This window comes from Acinetobacter genomosp. 15BJ (assembly GCF_000400715.1).
Classification (GTDB): domain Bacteria; phylum Pseudomonadota; class Gammaproteobacteria; order Pseudomonadales; family Moraxellaceae; genus Acinetobacter.
Window position 1 is genome coordinate 412,767 of the sequence record NZ_KE007347.1, and the last position, 14,086, is coordinate 426,852.

At 41.2% G+C, this 14,086-nt stretch carries 15 protein-coding genes; 11 read left to right on the forward strand and 4 right to left on the reverse strand.

All coding sequences use genetic code 11. From position 1 onward, the window contains the following. Nucleotides 1-35: 35 nt before the first annotated feature. Entirely contained in the window at nucleotides 36-893 is an 858-nt protein-coding gene (locus F896_RS12080; RefSeq protein ID WP_016163306.1) for a LysR family transcriptional regulator, read from the reverse strand. A 169-nt stretch (nucleotides 894-1,062) separates the two neighbouring features. On the opposite strand from F896_RS12080, the gene F896_RS12075 reads away from it, so the two are divergent. Genes F896_RS12075 through F896_RS12065 form a run of 3 tightly spaced genes read left to right on the forward strand, consistent with a single transcriptional unit; the run spans nucleotide 1,063 to nucleotide 3,407 of the window. Next, nucleotides 1,063-1,749, forward strand: a complete 687-nt coding sequence (locus F896_RS12075) for an ankyrin repeat domain-containing protein (protein ID WP_032882153.1) — start codon at nucleotides 1,063-1,065, stop codon at nucleotides 1,747-1,749. A gap of 1 nt (nucleotide 1,750) precedes the next feature. Beyond that, entirely contained in the window at nucleotides 1,751-2,212 is a 462-nt protein-coding gene (locus F896_RS12070; RefSeq protein WP_016163308.1) for a nucleoside deaminase, read from the forward strand. A 19-nt stretch (nucleotides 2,213-2,231) separates the two neighbouring features. Beyond that, the gene (locus F896_RS12065) at nucleotides 2,232-3,407 is read left to right on the forward strand and encodes a cyanate transporter (protein WP_016163309.1); all 1,176 of its coding nucleotides are present in this window, start codon (nucleotides 2,232-2,234) and stop codon (nucleotides 3,405-3,407) included. Between the two features lie 112 nt (nucleotides 3,408-3,519). Here the strand turns inward: F896_RS12065 and thiM are convergent, their stop codons facing one another. Continuing rightward, nucleotides 3,520-4,335: a hydroxyethylthiazole kinase gene (thiM, locus tag F896_RS12060; RefSeq protein ID WP_016163310.1), complete on the reverse strand. Its 816-nt coding sequence runs from the start codon at nucleotides 4,333-4,335 to the stop codon at nucleotides 3,520-3,522. A 24-nt stretch (nucleotides 4,336-4,359) separates the two neighbouring features. Further along, nucleotides 4,360-5,520 carry a hypothetical protein gene (locus tag F896_RS12055; RefSeq protein ID WP_016163311.1) on the reverse strand — a complete coding sequence of 387 codons (1,161 nt, stop codon included), beginning with the start codon at nucleotides 5,518-5,520 and terminating at the stop codon, nucleotides 4,360-4,362. Nucleotides 5,521-5,750: 230 nt separating this feature from the next. On the opposite strand from F896_RS12055, the gene F896_RS12050 reads away from it, so the two are divergent. From F896_RS12050 to F896_RS12040, 3 genes are all read left to right on the forward strand, one after another. Then, the gene (locus tag F896_RS12050; protein WP_016163312.1) at nucleotides 5,751-6,224 is read left to right on the forward strand and encodes a DUF2147 domain-containing protein; all 474 of its coding nucleotides are present in this window, start codon (nucleotides 5,751-5,753) and stop codon (nucleotides 6,222-6,224) included. A gap of 143 nt (nucleotides 6,225-6,367) precedes the next feature. Next, complete coding sequence (locus F896_RS12045; RefSeq protein WP_004808019.1) at nucleotides 6,368-6,844, forward strand: DUF2147 domain-containing protein; 477 nt, start codon at nucleotides 6,368-6,370, stop codon at nucleotides 6,842-6,844. Nucleotides 6,845-7,058: 214 nt separating this feature from the next. Continuing rightward, nucleotides 7,059-7,532 (forward strand): DUF2147 domain-containing protein, encoded by a 474-nt coding sequence (locus tag F896_RS12040; RefSeq protein ID WP_016163313.1) that lies wholly within the window; start codon nucleotides 7,059-7,061, stop codon nucleotides 7,530-7,532. Between the two features lie 62 nt (nucleotides 7,533-7,594). On the opposite strand, the gene F896_RS12035 is transcribed toward F896_RS12040, so the two are convergent. Continuing rightward, on the reverse strand, nucleotides 7,595-7,852 hold the full coding sequence (locus F896_RS12035) for a hypothetical protein (protein WP_016163314.1): 258 nt from the start codon (nucleotides 7,850-7,852) through the stop codon (nucleotides 7,595-7,597). A 433-nt stretch (nucleotides 7,853-8,285) separates the two neighbouring features. Between F896_RS12035 and pepN the strand changes: the two genes are divergently transcribed. From pepN to F896_RS12010, 5 genes are all read left to right on the forward strand, one after another. Continuing rightward, nucleotides 8,286-10,892 carry an aminopeptidase N gene (gene pepN / locus F896_RS12030; RefSeq protein ID WP_016163315.1) on the forward strand — a complete coding sequence of 869 codons (2,607 nt, stop codon included), beginning with the start codon at nucleotides 8,286-8,288 and terminating at the stop codon, nucleotides 10,890-10,892. A 111-nt stretch (nucleotides 10,893-11,003) separates the two neighbouring features. After that, entirely contained in the window at nucleotides 11,004-11,690 is a 687-nt protein-coding gene (locus tag F896_RS12025) for a dienelactone hydrolase family protein (protein WP_016163316.1), read from the forward strand. A gap of 67 nt (nucleotides 11,691-11,757) precedes the next feature. Continuing rightward, nucleotides 11,758-12,195 carry an RDD family protein gene (locus F896_RS12020; protein ID WP_004808009.1) on the forward strand — a complete coding sequence of 146 codons (438 nt, stop codon included), beginning with the start codon at nucleotides 11,758-11,760 and terminating at the stop codon, nucleotides 12,193-12,195. A gap of 310 nt (nucleotides 12,196-12,505) precedes the next feature. After that, nucleotides 12,506-13,198: a hypothetical protein gene (locus F896_RS12015; RefSeq protein WP_016163317.1), complete on the forward strand. Its 693-nt coding sequence runs from the start codon at nucleotides 12,506-12,508 to the stop codon at nucleotides 13,196-13,198. A 57-nt stretch (nucleotides 13,199-13,255) separates the two neighbouring features. Then, nucleotides 13,256-13,975, forward strand: coding sequence for an MgtC/SapB family protein (locus F896_RS12010; RefSeq protein ID WP_016163318.1), 720 nt, complete (start codon nucleotides 13,256-13,258; stop codon nucleotides 13,973-13,975). The last annotated feature ends 111 nt before the right edge of the window (nucleotides 13,976-14,086 follow it).

Genomic DNA, 14,086 nt, shown 5'->3' on the forward strand with positions numbered 1-14,086 from the left:
GTTGATTCGAGGGTTAAGGGGATATTGCCGTTTAATCATTCGGCTTTGCTTTGTTCAAAGCGATGTTGCAGCACCGTGGTCATCTGCTGTAGTAGATTTGCGACCAGTCCTTCTTTATCCCAAGCATAGATGGAAACGGTCATGGCTTGTGCTTTACCCAAGGGTAGATATTCCCGTACCCGATGACCTGTGGTGGTGGCGACAGGCAAAAGTGATAAACCGAGACCTGTTTCAACCCCGACCAATACACTGGCCAAACTGTTGCTGGTAAAGGCGATATAGCCATGTTGGCGGTTACGTTCAATCGCTTCAAACATCTCATCTCGATAGAGTCCACCTTGTGGAAACGTCACCAATGGCAGGGGATCAGACCATTCTCCACCATGATCGATACTTTCAAACCAGGCCATTTCCTCGGGGAAGCTGGCATGATGATCTGAACTGGCAGCAGTTTCTTTGACGATCACAATATCAAGTTGTCCATTGCGATAGCGTTCCATAAGATCACGGCTTAATCCCGCAGTCACATCTAGACGAACTGTGCGATGTTGTTTGCTAAAGGCACTTAAGGCCAAAGCCATATCGCTATTCATAATATCCTCAGGCAAACCAATTCGAATTGGAATCGTGCCTGATGGATCACCCAAAATCATCTGAGCTTCTTGTTGCAGGGCTAAAATTCGCCGTGCATAGCTCATCAGATATTCACCTGAGCTTGTCAATTGTAAGGGGCGTGCATTTCGATCAATCAATTGTTTACCCACAGATTCTTCCAATCTAGCAAGCTGTTGGCTGACCGTAGATTGAGTCATATGTAAGCGCTCGGCAGCTAAGGTAAAGCTACCAGCTTCAAAGATATTGACAAAGGCGCGGAGCAAGCGTGGATCAAACATATCGAGTTACTCTGGAGACCAGTGTTGAAAATGATGCTTTGGATTTTGTATTCATAATCTTAATACATTGGATTAAATAATTTAATTTTTAAATAGTAATAAAGCTGATTATCCTAAGCATAGAGCTTATTTTTGATTTACTAATTTGGGCTGATTCATGGAGGGCTTTATGCACAAATCATTTCTGTCGGCTGTATGTGCGCTGGCTTTGACCGCATGTAGCCACGCAACTTCAGGAGATGCTATGCCAGACGACGCCTTACATACTGCGGCTGCACGCAATAATGTCGCGCAAATCCAGCAGTTGCTCGCTCAACCCATTCAGATTGATACACGTGATGCATCAGGCTCAACCGCTTTAATGATTGCTACACGCGCGAATAATATCGATGCTGCACAAGTCCTGATCGATGCTGGAGCTGATGTCAATGCCAAAGATCAGATTCAGGACAGTCCTTATCTTTATGCGGGCGCACGTGGCTATTTAAAAATATTAAAGCTGACCTTAAAGCACGGTGCGGATTTGAAAAGTACCAACCGCTATGGTGGCACAGCCTTGATTCCAGCGGCTGAACGAGGTCATGTCGATACGGTACGGACACTGATTGAGGCGGGTGTGGATGTCGATCACATCAATAACTTGGGCTGGACGGCGTTATTGGAAGCGATCATTTTAGGCAACGGTAGTCAACCTTATCAACAGATTGTCGATGTGTTGATTGCTGCTGGTGCTAACGTCAACATTCCTGATGCTGATGGGATTACAGCGCGTGAGCATGCCCATGCACGTGGTTATACCGCTATCGAAAATGCTTTATTGCGTGCAGGCGCAAAAGCAACGTTATTGGAGTATTAAAATGCAGCAGGATCATGATTTTTTGCGTCAGGCGATTGAACTGGCGTATCAAAACTGCGAGCAAGGTGGACGGCCCTTTGGTGCGGTCTTGGTGAAAGATGGCCAAGTGATTGCCTCAGGTGTAAATGAAATACTGAAAAGCAATGATCCAACCGCGCACGCAGAACTCTTGGCAATACGTGCCGCAAGCCAACAATTGGGGACAGCTAATTTAGATAGCTGTGCTGTATTTGCCAGCGGGCAGCCTTGCCCAATGTGCATGGCCGCGATGCGTATGGCGGGAATTAACCGTGTGACGTATGCACATTCCAATGATGATGCAGAGGGATATGGTTTATCGACAGCAGCAATTTATGCAGATTTGGTAAAACCCTTTGCAGAGCAGTCTATGATGATTCGCTATGTTCCTGTAAGAATTGAAGCCAAGCCCGATTTGTATGGCTATTGGACGTCTATCTCATGATTGATATACGGTTAAAACCATGAGTGCGATCAAGCATCAATCATTGTTGATCATCACCGTTGCTTTGGTTGGATTGAATCTTCGGCCATTTATGACTGGTGTTGGGCCTGTTGCCAATCAGATTCGTGCCACTACAGGTTTGAGCCTGCAAGGCATTGCACTTTTAACCCTTGTACCGATGCTGCTAATGGGACTGATTGCCTTCGTTGGTCCAGTTCTGCAAAACCTCTTTGGTGAACGTCGTGCGATTCTTGGCGCATTGCTGATGATCTGCGTGGGCTGTGGTTTACGCTTTTTTATTGTACATGGCTGGGCTTTAATCTTCACCGCTGCCGTGATTGGTTTTGGCGTCGCCATGATTCAAGCAGCTTTCCCGAGTCTGATTAAAAGAGAGTTTCATGAACATCTGAGTCCGATGATGGGGCTTTATTCAGCCACATTAATGGGGGGTGGAGCCCTTGGAGCATTGCTTGCACCTGTGGTGACAAATAGCAGTGGTGATTGGAAAATCGGGTTGGCTGTTTTTGTATTGCCTGCATTGCTGGCTTTGATCTTTGCAACGTGTGTGTTGAACCAAGCAGCACAGCAGCATAAAAAAATGCCTTCGGTGATGCGGTTGTTCAATCAGCCAAGAACATGGTTGCTGATCTGTTGTTTTGGTTTAATCAATGGCGGTTATAGCTCGATTGTTGCTTGGCTTGCACCTGCATTTCAAGCGCATGGTTGGACTGCTACCGCTAGTGGAAATTTGATGGCTGTGTTGACACTGAGTCAAGCAGGGGCCGCATTGTTATTACCGTATTTATCCCGAAAGCAGCGAGATCGTCGAATTTGGGTGGGGTTAACTTTAATTTTGCAAGTGATTGGCTTTTCAGGCTTAGCTTTTTTTGCAAATACTTTTCCTTATCTCTGGGCAATCACTGTAGGAGCGGGTTTAGGGGGATGCTTTGCTTTGTTGATGATCGTGGTGCTCGACCATTTACCTGATCCTACACATGCAGGACAGCTTTCAGCCTTGATGCAAGGTGGCGGATTCCTATTGGCTGCAATTGCACCTTGGTGGGTTGCGGTATTGCATGATATGACAGGAACGTATGCTGCAGGATGGATCTGGCATTTATGTATGGTGGTGATTGTTGCAGGATTGATGATTCGGCTTAATCCACAACATTATGAGAAAGCAATCGATTTTTAGATGAGCAAAGCAAATCAGTATATTGCTGTAAGTGGGCTTGATAAAAAAAACACATCTTGTGATGTGTTTTTTTTTTAAGCATAAGTGCAGAATTTTGACTGTATAAAAAGACTTAAAGCAATTCAATATCAACATATTGCTGAATTAAATTGTCATCCAACATATGCACATAATCCAAAAAAGCCACATTAAAACTGCCTACTGTTTGTGCATGGTCATAGGCCAATTTACCTGCAATGGCAAAATGAATATGTGAGGCGAGTGCGGCAATGGTTGGGTTACTGACCGCGTGATAGGCTGCGGTTAATGCACCTAGGGCACAACCTGTTGCCGTAATTTTAGGTTGTAAATAACAGCCACCATTGACTTGAATCACAGCTTCGAGCTGTTTCGAGATGATAAAGTCGGATTCACCTGAAATCGCAATACATTCAGCATGTTGCAATAGGCTTTTCGCCTGCGCATAAACATCATGACTATTTAAAGTGCTGTCTACACCTTTAGACTGGGTTTGGCTGCCAGCTAAAGAACTGATCTCAGATGCATTACCACGAATGATATTGGGTTGGAACGTTAACAGTTGATTGACTGTTTCACTGCGCCATTTTAACACTGCACCATAACCGACAGGATCAAGTACCCAAGGCACTTGATGTTGTTGCGCAGTTTGAGCCGAAATCAACATGGCTTGAGTTTGTTCTGTGGTTGGTGTTCCAATATTGATGCTTAAGGCAGCACTAATTTTGGTGAAATCTTCGGCTTCAAATGGATTATCAATCATGGCAGGTGAGGCACCTGCTGCAAGCAAGATATTTGCCACATAATTATTGGCAACGCTATTGGTCATACATTGTACTAAGGGTGTTTGTTGTTGTAAGGCACGCCAAGCGTCGATGACCTGATCAATCAATTGTTGTTTGTGTGACATGAGATATCCAGAATAAAGTCTTTATTAACGAGTGAAATAATGGTCTTGATGCTTACATCGGCGACAAATCAATGACACATAATCTGTCGCATCATAATCCACGATCAAATCATTTGAGCCGCAATACATACAGCGTTTAACCGAGTAAAAACTTAAGCGAGGTTCGATTTTTCGCCAAGACTTCCAGACAGGCTGAATAAATATACTCTCGTCGTAACCCAAAAATTTAAACAGTAGGACTTCACTCATTTTACTAAATGGAATCATGTAGGGTCTTGGTAAAGTCGTGGTTTCCCAACGCTCGGTCAAAGCACGTTCACGATATTGTTCCAAAGTCTTTTTGAGCAAACTGGTGTTGATAAATTTATCATTTCTGGGTTGCAACGCGTTTTGTTTATGCAGATATTCTAAAGCGGTTTGGATCAGGTAAAAAATCTGTCCCACGGCTAAACCTTCCATTAAGCGGTAGCAAAAGGCTTGAAATGGGCGATTACCCGCAATTTGAATGCCCCAAGTCCGACAATAGAACTGCATAAACTGCACAATTTCTTGATAGAGCACGAGGTACAACGCATCTTTGACTTCATCGGTGTTTTTAAATGGAATACCTTGACTCAAGTTTTCATAGAACCAGTGGCGTAATTGCTGAGTTACGCTAAACAAGCTAGGGTCGGAATAGCCATCTAGTCGGATGTTGAGATAGAAATGCTCAGTTTCTAAGCCTGTATCTTTTGGCTTAAACACGCCTAATTTAATTAGCTCTTGAACTAAATGATTCTGGAATAAGTAATTGGGTGTAAATTCTCTATATTTAATATTCTGCCAATGGATCAGTTCATCGTGCTGTACATCTTCCCGTGCATAGCTGTCCAGCAGACTAAGCAAGAATAATTTATGTAAAAAACTAAGTTGATTCAGGCTATAAATCACTTCGTCTTTGATTTTATATTTGCGTTGTTCTTGTAAAATTGTTTGTTGGGTCTGTTTTTTCCGCAGAGCTGTACATTGGGCACAGTGACAATTTAGCTTGCTATCACTTTTAAAGACACGATGCTGGCAGTGGCTGCATTCGTGAAATTGAAACTCTTGGTTGTATTGTTCAGCTTCAACCCAAAACATAGAGGCTTGGCATAGAGGGCAATGGCTACTTTCATCTAACTGTTTTTGTAGAATCTGTAAATCCATTGATATTAAGCCTATAACCTTTAAATAGAGAATTATACATGCTGAATCCAAGGAGTGATGCAAAGATTATATACAGATAAAAATTAAGACTAAAATGAGACTTAATTGACTGAATTTTATATAAAAGATAATCCTATAACTTTGCTGTTTTTTAAATTATGGTAAATTTCTGCGCCAATTAGAATCATAAATCAATATGAATTGAACAAAGTAAAAGCAAAGGGGAAAACATGAATAATCGGATTTGGATACAAACTGTTGTTGGCGTAATGATGTGTTTGAGCAGTATTTTCACATACGCAGACTCAATCGAAGGATATTGGCGAAGTATTGATGATCGAACCGGAGAACAACTGACCATCATTGAAATAAGAAAAGCCCCTGACAATACCTATCGTGGCAAAATTGTTTATATTTACCCCAATGCACAAGGCGTCGTCGTCACACATTGTGTGAATTGCCCAGCGCCGTATACAGGCAAGCCGCGTTTAGGCTTAGAAGTGTTAACAGGGCTGATTGAGGACCCGAAAAAACCAGATAACTTTATTAATGGGCGTATTGTCGAAAGCAAAACTGGCAAAGTTTATAAAGGTAAAGCACGTTTAACGGCTGATGGAAAGAGACTGCATATGCGTGGTTATGTAGGAATTTCTGCTTTAGGCCGTACTGTGGTGTGGATTCGCAAGGACAGTGCCAATCCCTAATCATTTATTTTTAATTATGTGAATTACTTAAAATTTTGTTTAATTTTAAGCAATTAAATATGCTTTGGTTGTGTTGACTGTTTCTGTACATTCGCATAAAAATGAAGTGATAGACGGATCAATTTTGCATTACGGAGCTTATTATGCAAAAAAACTCACTCATGAAAGGAATCATGGGCATCTCTTTGGTTGTATTCACTACAACGAGCTTTGCTTCAACTCCTGAAGGATTTTGGAAAAGTATTGATGATCGTACAGGCGAGCAACTGTCAATCGTAGAAATTAAGAAAAAACCAGATAATACCTATACTGGGACTATCGTATATCGTTATCCCGTTTTAGGTGGCGGGACGGTACTCACCAATTGTGTGAAATGTCCTGAACCCTTTAAAAATAAACCGATTCAAGGACTACAAATTGCGTGGGGATTGAAAGAAGATCCTAAAAATCCAAATCAATATATTGATGGTCGAGTACTCGAGCCTAAAACAGGTAATATCTATAAAGGAAAAGCACAACTGAGTTCGGATGGAAAACGTCTGCGTATGCGTGGTTATATGGGAATTTCGGCCTTGGGGCGTACCCAAGTCTGGATTCGTACCGATAGCGCTAACCCTTAAATCATTATTGTTTTTTTAGAAAGCCTAAACGACTCGTTTGGGCTTTTTTATTTGAGCTAAAGAATGTATAAGACGCACTGAAATGAAGCAGCTAGATCAGCTACTTCTTATACAAATGAACGCTAGCGTACAGTGTAACTTGGGTAAAAGTGTGATAATTTCCGTGCATTAAACCTATAAAGATGAATAGGTTACTTTTTTAGACGGGGTTAATATGCTAAATCGTATACTCATGAACGGAATCATGGGGCTCACTATTGCTTGTGCAAGCGCAGCGACTTTTGCTGCTTCTATTGAAGGCTACTGGAAAAGCATCGAAGAACGTACAGGTGAACAACTCTCAATCGTAGAAATCCGTAAAGGAAATGACGGCCGTTATCATGGGAAGATTGTTTATCGTTATTCAAATTCACATGGAATTGCACTCACGAATTGCACCAAATGTGCAGCACCGAATACGAATAAGCCAATTCTTGGACTAGAAATTTTATCGGGCTTTAAAGAAGATCCAAACAAACCTGATTCATATATTGATGGTCGTGTTCTGGAACCGACTTCTGGCCGTGTCTATAAAGGTAAAGGTGTGGTGACTGGAGAAGGAAAACGTTTACGTATGCGTGGCTATATGGGCGTTTCAGCACTGGGTCGAACCGTAGTTTGGCTACGTACTGATAACGCAACACCATAATCGAATATTTATAAAAAAACCTCGAATCGGCTTCGAGGTTTTTTTATAATTAAAGTAAGTGATTAAACAGGGCATGGTAAGTTTTCGTCCTCCTGACCGATTTTTTTTGCAGTAATAAGTGCTTGTACTTTTTTGCTTGGCAGTTTTTCTTTACCAAGCGCATCGTATGTATTGACGATGTTGGTCACTTCTAAGGTAGTCAGTTCAATTCCTTCTGCTGTTAAAAAAACGGAGATTACATGATGATCGACACCAGCTTTAGCCAGATCATGGATTGCTTTGATATTTTCTAAACGATATAGATGTGCTTTTAATTCCATCGTCATAACCCTCACTTGTTTTATTGTATTTACCTAGATTGGCATATAGGGTTAAGCAATAACCGTGCACAAAATGTAAAACTCAGGAAAAAAATGTAAGTTGCGCGATAGAATGCACTTGGTTCTGTATTTTTTATTTAAGATTGGAAAACGATGTTGTAATTTTGTCTAAATGATCGGGCAATTTGCAGATCAAATTTGAAAACCTGAATAGTAAACCCAATAAAATTATTAAAACTGGTACCGAGCCGTAAAGACAGGTTTTATAAGTTGGCGTATGATCTGATAGAGTCTCACCGATGCTTATGACAAAAGTGATTTGTCACAAGAATTTAGGTGAAATAAGGCATGATTTGTGCAACCGAATGACTTTAATCAAGAAGTCTTGCCAACAAGACCATCTAAACGACATGATGAAAGATAAGGAATACTGATGAATATTGCGGCACAACCTCCCGTACAAACAGATCAAACCATTTACCTCAAAGATTATCAAAAGCCATCTTTCTTGGTCGAATCCATTAACCTAGATATTCAAGTCTATGATGATCATACGATTGTTGATTCAACTTTGGTGATGAAACGTCAGACAGCAGGTGCATTGGTTCTGTTAGGCCGTGATCTGGAACTGAAATCGATTCAACTCAATGGTCAGACGCTGAGTGCAGCGCAATATAATTTAGACAGTGAGCAATTGCTGATCACTGATGCACCAGATCAGGTCATTCTACAAACTCAAGTGGTGATTCACCCTGAGTCAAATACGCAGCTTGAAGGTTTATACAAGGCAGGTGATTTATTTGTCACTCAAAATGAACCTGAGGGTTTTCGTAAAATTACCTTCTATCCTGACCGTCCTGATGTATTGGCGGAATTTACCACGCGTGTCGAAGCCGATAAGAAATATCCAGTATTACTTGCAAATGGTAACTTATTGGAAACAGGTGAGGCTGGGGAAGGTCGTCATTTTGCGATCTGGCAAGATCCAACCAAAAAGCCAAGCTATTTATTCGCTTGTGTGATTGGTGATCTAGCAGTATTGAAAGATCGTTATACGACTTCTGAAGGCCGAGATGTTGCATTAGAAATCTATGCAATTGAAAAAGATATTCCGAAATGTCACATCGCCATGGAAGCATTAAAGCATTCGATGCGTTGGGATGAAGAACATTATGGTCGTCCTTACGATCTCGATAACTATATGATTGTGGCAGTAAGTCAGTTCAACATGGGTGCAATGGAAAATAAAGGTTTAAATATCTTTAATACTTCTTGTGTGCTTGCCGATGAAGAATACACCACGGATGCCGCAATTATGCGAGTTCAGTCCGTGATTGCACATGAATATTTCCATAACTGGACTGGCAACCGAATTACCTGTCGTGACTGGTTCCAGTTGTGTTTAAAAGAAGGCTTAACGGTTTTTCGTGATCAGTCTTTCTCTGAGGATTTACAATCAGCGGCCGTACAACGAATTGATGATGTGGCAGTATTGAAATCGCATCAATTCCCTGAAGATGCTGGTCCATTATCGCATCCGCCTCGTCCAGACCATTTTGTCGAAATCAACAACTTCTACACCGCGACAGTGTATGAGAAGGGTGCTGAAATCAATCGCATGATGGCAACGTTGTTAGGTAAAGAAAAGTACCGTCAAGGGACTGATGAATATTTTCTACGCCATGATGGGCAAGCGGTTACGGTTGAAGATTGGGTTGCGGCATTGAGCGCTGGTTCGGGTGTTGATCTATCTAACTTCCTCACTTGGTATAACCAACCGGGGACACCGAAGTTAGAAGCCAAAGGTGAATATGATGCTGATGCACAGACTTACCGTTTAAGCTTCAAACAAAGCTTGAAAGCACATCCAAAATATCCAAACCTCAAAGCAGTGCCAATTCCTGTGGCTCTGGCATTATTTAATGCCAATACAGGTGAACAATATACCTTGCATAGCACTGATCTGTTTGTGAATGATGTCAAAGATGGTGTGTATTTATTTGATCAAGATGCAGCCGTAATTGAATTTACAGGTGTGACTGAGCAACCTGTGGCTTCGTTATTACGTAATTTCTCTGCACCTGTGAATTTAGTCTTTGATTATTCCAATGACGATCTTGCGTTCTTGATTCAACACGAAACCAATGGCTTTAATCAATGGCAAGCGACACAAACTTTATTGGAACGTATTCTTTTAGAAGACCATAAAGTGGATACCTATATTCAGGCAATTAAAAATACGTTGCCAGACTTAGTGAATAAAGATCCGCTATTGGCATCGCGTTTATTTGATGTGCCAAGTGAAAACTATCTAGGTAGTCGTATTGATCAAGACTATGAGCCTGAATTGATTCGAGAGAAGCGTGAAGCTGTGCTGGATCGTTTAGCACGTGATTTAGGTTCATTCTGGAAAGACACTTATTTGGCCTTAGATCCAGAACAGCAAAAAGAGTTTTCTTTGGCAATGGGCGTGCGTTCACTGAAAAATATCACCCTGAATATGTTGGCACGTCAAGGCGATGAGTCTGTGTTTGATTTGGCTTATGCGCAATACCAACAAACAGGCAATATGTCTGAGCGTTTAGGCGCATTACGTGTTTTAGTCTGGAATGATGCACCACAAGCGCAAGCTGCACTCGCAGATTTCTATAACCGTTTTAAAGATGAAGCCTTGTCTTTAGATCAGTGGTTTAGCATCCAAGCATCGAATCCATGTGCGACAGCGGCAACCATTGAATACCTCACCAAACATGCGGATTATGATTTGGGAACGCCGAACCGTATCCGTGCCGTAAGTGGTGGTTTGGCTGCAAATCCAGTCAATACTTGGAGCTTCGGTGTCGATCATTTCATTGAGCTTGCAGCTTACTTGGATGAGAAAAACCCAATTTTAGGTTCGCGTTTATTACAAGTGCTGTCACGTTGGTACACTTTGGCTGAACCACAACGTAGTCATGTGCAACAAGCGCTTAAGGCATTGCAACCTAAAGTAAAATCGAAAAATGTAGCAGAAACATTGAACAGTTTACTCAGTATTTAATTTACTGATTAAATCAATATGAAAAGGATGTCGTCAGACATCCTTTTTTATTTGACAATTTATATTGTCAGAAATAGTATGGAAATCATTCGAATGTAACGGATGACTGCAATGGAAATAAAAACAATCACATTACCGACACGCCAAATTGAAGTTGAAGTGTATGCACCTGCGGAAACAGAGGAAAAAGCACCGGCAATATTATTGCTGCATGAGTTATTCGGCATTCTCGATGTTTACCGTGAAGATGCCCAAGACTTGGCTGATCGTGGTTATTTGGTTTACGTGCCTAATTTATTTAGTGGTGGTGCAGTGAAATACTGTATTCGTGCCATGGTGAGCAAAGCGGGACGAATCAATGCTGCAGATAGTGAAGTCAATCAAGAAATTCATGTATTGTTAGATGCTTTAAAGGCAGATCCTCGCTCGAATGGTCGTTTAGGCATGTTAGGGCAGTGCTTAACAGGTGGCTATGTGATTCAGATGGCCAAGCGCGAAGATATGTTAGCACCTGTGGTTTATCATCATTCTCTGGGTATTCAAGGTGCTGGTGTTCCAAATAAAGAGTCACTGGATGAGGTTCGGATATTACAAGGGCATTGGTCAACGGTAGATCCATTTTGCCCAGCGACCAAGCGTAATAAATTGATCCAGCAATTGGGTGATCGGGTTGAAGCTTATACTTATAATATGCCACATGGCTTCCGTAGCGTGAGCCGAGGATTGCCTGAAGCCCAAGTGGTGTGGCAGCGGACTGTTGATTTCTTTGAGCGAGAATTAAAACAAAACACAATATAAATCATTGGAACAACAGGTTATTATTTACTGAAATTCATTTATAGAAATAAAAAAGTGAGGGGAATATATGTCTCAACAATATGCATACGCGGGTTTCTGGATACGTTTCGGTGCCGCGATTATTGATTCAATCATTGTGATGGTTGCCATGATTCCATTAACCATGATTTTTGGGGGCGGTAATACCACAGTTGCCTCTGATGGTTTTTCATCATTCCAATTTATGTCTACGGCAGATTGGATTTGGCAAATTCTCGCCGCAGTATTTTATATTTTCTGCTGGATTAAATTTGCAGGAACACCTGGTAAGCGTCTGCTTCGATTAAAAGTACTGGATGAAAAAACGGGTGAAAATGTGACTGTCGGGCAGGCTATCATTCGCTACATTGGTTATATCCCAGCAACTTTAGTGTTTTTTATTGGTTTAATATGGGTGGCTTTTGATGCTAAAAAGCAAGGCTGGCACGACAAAATGGCAAAAACTGTAGTGGTAAGAGAGCTCTAATTTAGAGCGAAATTTTATCATGTAATAAAAAATTCATATGATAGGGCTTGTGAATCATTTCGCATGTCCTATAATGCCGATGAGTTTATTCGCGGAGATCCTAAATGGGAAGTTGTTCGAGGTTCGGGTTTAATAAAGGATTAAGCCAAAGCGAATACTGAGCAAGCGAGCTATTTAGGTCAGCTATCTTGCAATGAGATAGCTTTGTAAAAATTATCTAAACCCTCCTATAAAATTTTGCTGTATCCACAAAATTTATTGTATTGACTGTATCCTGTTTAGTTTCTCACCTAAAAAAGGGGAGAAGCCTATGTTTTTTCACGCTTCCATTCAATGGCTTGCTGTTCTTAACGTATTTATTTTATGTGGATTATTTCTGACTCAAAAGAGTAAGGCGGGTCCACTCATCAACACCGATGATGTCTCTATTACTGCGGCACAGCAGTGTCAGCTAGAAAGTGCTTATAGCTATAACAAAGACGGAACTTGGTCTTATCAAGTCGTACCTGCCTGTAATCTCAATCAAAATTTAGAAGTATCTTTGGGCTATCACTCAAGTAAAGATCAAGATCAGATTCATGGCTTTTCAGTTCAAGCAAAAAGCATTTTAAGGCCAATGGAGAATGATTGGGGTGTTGCCAGTAGTTTACAGCTATCACGTGATGATGTTGCTCATCATGGGGATTTAAACTGGTTTTTGAATGTTCCTGTCAGTTTTCAACTCTTAGATCAACGTTTAGCATTGGATACCAATCTAGGTTATCAGCATGCCGATGAGCGTCTAGTTCGTTGGGGGATTGCTTCAACCTATACGCTGACCGAGCATGTCGGTGTAACAGTTGAAACGTATAATCAAGATCGTCAGGCGCCATTCTTCCAGACAGCATTACAATACAGTTTGATTCCCAATGTACTCACTTTAGAAGCCTCCTTTGGTGATCGCCTACATCGTTTAAAACAACATTGGTTTGGACTTGGCTTAAGTTATACGCCATCATCATAATGTGCTTAAATTCAGTTGATCCATCATTAGAATCATTGATAAGAATATAGGTATAAGATGCAATTAAAATTTTTACAAAATATTGATTTATCAAATATTGCAGATACTTTAGTCAGCCTGTCCGTTGCTTTTATTCTCGGCGCATTAATTGGCTTTGAACGGCAGTATCGACAACGTACGGCAGGACTCAGAACCAATGTTCTGGTGGCTGTTGGTGCTGCAATTTTTGTCGATATTGCCACCAATTTAACTGGTGCAGAAGGTGCAGTCCGCGTGATTGCCTATGTGGTTTCAGGTATTGGTTTCTTGGGTGCGGGTGTGATTATGCGACAAGAAGGTAATATTCATGGTTTAAACACGGCTGCGACCCTTTGGTGCTCAGCCGCCGTGGGTGCTTCTGCGGGTTCAGATCTCATTATTGAAGCAATACTGGCAACTGCTTTTATCTTGGCAGCCAATACGCTGTTAAGACCGATTGTTCATGCCATTGACCGTCGTCCGATTGATGATGATACAGAGGTTTTACATGTCATCTATATTATTTGTGATCGTAGTCAAAGTAAGGTGGTGATGGATGAATTGAATTTAACCTTGCAACACCATAATTATCCTGCAAAAGATATTGATGTTACACCGTTCGGTGAAAAAGAGGTCGAGATAGAAGTCACTTTAATTGCCACTTCAATTGATGCAGAAGAAGCCCAGCATATTACGAATCATCTGAATGCCATGCCACAAATTCGACAGGCATTTTGGGATAAAAATACGATCAATTAAGCCTTAGAAATCGTTTTTATATCATTGCATTGGGATACATTGTCTCATTCATGATATATAAAATGTCTATTGTTTCACATAAAATGACGCCAGCTTGATAACAATGAGAAC

Coding starts and splice junctions, on each gene's coding strand:
- F896_RS12080 (WP_016163306.1), bottom strand. CDS start 893: ATGTTTGATCCACGCTTGCTCCGCGCCTTTGTCAATATCTTTGAAGCT.
- F896_RS12075 (WP_032882153.1), top strand. CDS start 1,063: ATGCACAAATCATTTCTGTCGGCTGTATGTGCGCTGGCTTTGACCGCA.
- F896_RS12070 (WP_016163308.1), top strand. CDS start 1,751: ATGCAGCAGGATCATGATTTTTTGCGTCAGGCGATTGAACTGGCGTAT.
- F896_RS12065 (WP_016163309.1), top strand. CDS start 2,232: ATGAGTGCGATCAAGCATCAATCATTGTTGATCATCACCGTTGCTTTG.
- thiM (WP_016163310.1), bottom strand. CDS start 4,335: ATGTCACACAAACAACAATTGATTGATCAGGTCATCGACGCTTGGCGT.
- F896_RS12055 (WP_016163311.1), bottom strand. CDS start 5,520: ATGGATTTACAGATTCTACAAAAACAGTTAGATGAAAGTAGCCATTGC.
- F896_RS12050 (WP_016163312.1), top strand. CDS start 5,751: ATGAATAATCGGATTTGGATACAAACTGTTGTTGGCGTAATGATGTGT.
- F896_RS12045 (WP_004808019.1), top strand. CDS start 6,368: ATGCAAAAAAACTCACTCATGAAAGGAATCATGGGCATCTCTTTGGTT.
- F896_RS12040 (WP_016163313.1), top strand. CDS start 7,059: ATGCTAAATCGTATACTCATGAACGGAATCATGGGGCTCACTATTGCT.
- F896_RS12035 (WP_016163314.1), bottom strand. CDS start 7,852: ATGGAATTAAAAGCACATCTATATCGTTTAGAAAATATCAAAGCAATC.
- pepN (WP_016163315.1), top strand. CDS start 8,286: ATGAATATTGCGGCACAACCTCCCGTACAAACAGATCAAACCATTTAC.
- F896_RS12025 (WP_016163316.1), top strand. CDS start 11,004: ATGGAAATAAAAACAATCACATTACCGACACGCCAAATTGAAGTTGAA.
- F896_RS12020 (WP_004808009.1), top strand. CDS start 11,758: ATGTCTCAACAATATGCATACGCGGGTTTCTGGATACGTTTCGGTGCC.
- F896_RS12015 (WP_016163317.1), top strand. CDS start 12,506: ATGTTTTTTCACGCTTCCATTCAATGGCTTGCTGTTCTTAACGTATTT.
- F896_RS12010 (WP_016163318.1), top strand. CDS start 13,256: ATGCAATTAAAATTTTTACAAAATATTGATTTATCAAATATTGCAGAT.